At 42.2% G+C, this 2,374-nt stretch carries 3 protein-coding genes; 2 read left to right on the top strand and 1 reads right to left on the bottom strand.

Going from position 1 to position 2,374, the window contains the following annotated elements:
• Positions 1-45: 45 nt before the first annotated feature.
• The gene (locus GC098_RS21710) at positions 46-1,392 is read right to left on the bottom strand and encodes an ABC transporter substrate-binding protein (protein WP_171645317.1); all 1,347 of its coding nucleotides are present in this window, start codon (positions 1,390-1,392) and stop codon (positions 46-48) included.
• 227 nt (positions 1,393-1,619) lie between these two features.
• On the opposite strand from GC098_RS21710, the gene GC098_RS21715 reads away from it, so the two are divergent.
• Together GC098_RS21715 and GC098_RS21720 are read left to right on the top strand one after the other, a co-directional pair.
• On the top strand, positions 1,620-1,733 hold the full coding sequence (locus GC098_RS21715) for a YjcZ family sporulation protein (RefSeq protein WP_171645318.1): 114 nt from the start codon (positions 1,620-1,622) through the stop codon (positions 1,731-1,733).
• 150 nt (positions 1,734-1,883) lie between these two features.
• Positions 1,884-2,000, top strand: coding sequence for a sporulation protein YjcZ (locus GC098_RS21720; RefSeq protein WP_171645319.1), 117 nt, complete (start codon positions 1,884-1,886; stop codon positions 1,998-2,000).
• Positions 2,001-2,374 lie beyond the last annotated feature (374 nt).

A 2,374-nucleotide genomic window follows, 5' to 3' on the forward strand; every position in this document is an offset into this window, starting at 1 on the left:
GAACACCCTCTCTTTCGAAGGTAGTTCGATCTTTCAGTTACCGCCTTACTTTTTGTTTTTCTCCAAAATGGCATTCGCATCCTTGCGGAATTTGGCTGCCGCTTCTTCTACCGTTGTTTTCTTATACAAAATCTGCTCACTCGTCGCTTTTAACAGTTTCTCAATTTCGATAGAACCTACTGGATTTGGAGGATCCATTTGACTGCTGTTTTGTTCAGCCCACGCCACATAATCAAAGATTTTGACTTCATTCGGTGATAAGAGTGGCTTCAGCGCATCCTTCACTTTGGAAGAAACAGGAACACCGCGGTCACCTTTAATCAATTTGTTCGCTTCGATATCATTCACGAAAAAGCTGATGAATTTCGCTGCTTCTTCTTTTTGCTTGGAGTTATTCGTTACTGAGAAATACATACTAGGTTTCAAGAATAGACCTTTATTACCGTTACGGCCAGGAAGCGGAAATAATTCAAGCGGACGATCTTTAATCAAATTGGCGACGGCTAGGAATTGATTGGACCAACCGTTTCCAGCAATTGCGTTGCCAAGCAAGATTTCATCCTCTTCTGCTACGCCTTTCTTCTGTGATTCTTTGTCGAGTGAAAGGATATAGCCGGCATCGTACCATTTTTGATAACGCTTGAAGTAGTCGACAAGTGGCTTATCATCTGAGAAACCAAGAGCCGTTCCATCCGCATTGTACATTTTTTGATCGATCGTTCTGAGATAATACGGGAAAAACACCTCATGACGGACACCGAAACCGCCTATTTGTTTGCCGGCTGCTTTGGCTTTGGCTGCTATCGCATCATAATCTTCCCAAGTCCAATCTTTTCCAGGGATTGTGATTCCTAGGCTTTTGAACGTATTCACATCTAACGTTGTATTTAGCGCATTAACCCCTAAATTCATAGCCACAAGTTTACCTCCGACTTCACCGCCGGATAGCGCATTGGGGCTGATTGAAGTAACATCGAGAAGGCCATTTTTCGTATATGGCGTGAGATCAGCTAACTGATTTTTTCCACCATACTGTGAAAGATAAGAAATATCCATCTGGATAACATCAGGTAATTGGTTTGCCGAAGCCTGAGGCGCAAGCTTTTTCCAATAGTCGTCAAATGGTGCGTATTCCGCTTCAATTTTTACATTCGGGTGCTGTTTCTCATAAAGCTCGATAACTTTCAACGTGTAATCGTGACGCGCCTGCCCTCCCCACCAAGCAACGCGAAGCTTAACAGGATCTTTACTTGGTGCGGTGCTCGGTGCTGTCGTCGCCGTTTTGGACGGTTCGCTGCTAGCTGCTGTTGTTGACGTTTTAGTGCCTGTGGAGCAAGCTACTGCCGTGAACATCATAGAAAGCGACAGAGCTAAGGTGAATACTCTTTTCATCTCTATTCCTCCCCTAAATGAGTCGATCGAGTTTGGAGAACGCTTACATGTTTATTATCCAACTTTCGGAAGGAAAGATTAATGCAGAAAATAGTGGTGTTTGTTCAAAAAACAGTGATCATTGATTCCAATCTCAAAACGGGCTACCTTCACTGGCATTCGTCCATACATTTCATATGCCATTGAAATACAATAGTCTATCTTAATGCAGAAGGGAGCGATATGAAATGGGTTATGCTGCAGGAGGTAGTTGTTACGGCGGTGGTTATGGTACAAGTCAAGGTGTTGTCTTGGTTCTCTTCATTCTATTGGTGATTATAACAAGCGCATTTGTATGGTAATTCGTAACACACCTTAAGTGAATGTTACATTCATAGGAAGTAAATTGGCTACCATTCAACCCATTCTTCACCTCAAATCACTCCACTTGTCTTTATTGATTTATTGGCTAATTAGGAGTCCTCAAAAAACGATGAAAGGAGTGACTAACTATGGGATATCCAGCAGCAGCAGCAGCAACAACTGCAGGCTACGGCACTAGTTCAGCAGCAGCAGTATTGGTTCTCTTTATTTTATTGGTTATTATTACAATGACATTTTGCTTCTAATACGGTAATACGACGTATTCGGTTAAAATAAAATTCAGATCCACAGCACACGCTGTGGGTCTTTTTCTGTGATTATTTACATAAAAAAAAAATAAAACCTATTCCACTTTTCTTACGTAATACTGTTTGTGCATGACATTCTTTCAGGGTTAGGGAGGTTTCTTGCTTATGACAACAACACTCAATCTTCACCAAACCGCTTCGATCCGGGACGCTATCTCCATGTTGGTCTGGTATTTACGAAAGAAGCGAAGAGCGTAACATGACTCGTATCCCTACGAAAAAAAATACATCCGGATAAACAATTATGACGCCCAGCAGGACGCTAGCGTTTATCGAGGTTGATTGGAAAAAGGCTGCTCCTCTGAAGGATT

It is taken from the genome of Paenibacillus phytorum (assembly GCF_013141715.1).
GTDB lineage: Bacteria > Bacillota > Bacilli > Paenibacillales > NBRC-103111 > Paenibacillus_E > Paenibacillus_E phytorum.

Coding starts and splice junctions, on each gene's coding strand:
- GC098_RS21710 (WP_171645317.1), bottom strand. CDS start 1,392: ATGAAAAGAGTATTCACCTTAGCTCTGTCGCTTTCTATGATGTTCACG.
- GC098_RS21715 (WP_171645318.1), top strand. CDS start 1,620: ATGGGTTATGCTGCAGGAGGTAGTTGTTACGGCGGTGGTTATGGTACA.
- GC098_RS21720 (WP_171645319.1), top strand. CDS start 1,884: ATGGGATATCCAGCAGCAGCAGCAGCAACAACTGCAGGCTACGGCACT.